Below are 548 nucleotides of genomic sequence, written 5' to 3'. Positions count from 1 at the left end.
TCTCCAGTTGCTCCTTTGTCTCCATCAGGACCTTGGGCTCCTATTGGACCTTGATCTCCATCTATTCCTTTATCTCCATCTGCTCCTTTGTCTCCAGTTGCACCCTTGTCTCCATCAGGACCTTGATCTCCTATTGGACCTTGTGGACCAACAGCTCCACCAGCTGCTAATTCCGATAATGGAACAAATAAAACACTATTATCATCTTCAATTTCTAAATTAGATCCTACTACAGAAAAACGAGTGTTTACCTCATTTGAAATACTTTCGTCTGGATCCGCAGAACTAACCGTATAATTTCCATTTCCATCATCAACAACAGAAATAGTACCTGCTCCTACTACAGTTTCGGTATATTTCGATAAATCTATAGTTGTTGCTGTAGGATCATTCGTTAAGGATAAGTTATCCCCGGATAATGATAAATCCTGATTATCTGTTCCTATAAAACTAGTTACTGATCCGTCTTCTGAGGTATATGTAAAACTACCATCTGTATTGTCTACTAAAGTAGTCACCGTATTGTTGGTATCTACAGTAACTGAATT

At 38.9% G+C, this 548-nt stretch carries 1 pseudogene; it reads right to left on the bottom strand.

The window, feature by feature from the left end:
* Positions 1-548, bottom strand: a pseudogene (locus MWU65_RS17525) (collagen-like protein); the annotation flags it as partial.

It is taken from the genome of Cellulophaga sp. F20128, assembly GCF_023015805.1.
Lineage (GTDB): Bacteria > Bacteroidota > Bacteroidia > Flavobacteriales > Flavobacteriaceae > Cellulophaga.
Note: the sequence above shows the minus strand (reverse complement) of the source record. Positions and strands in the feature narration are given on the sequence as shown.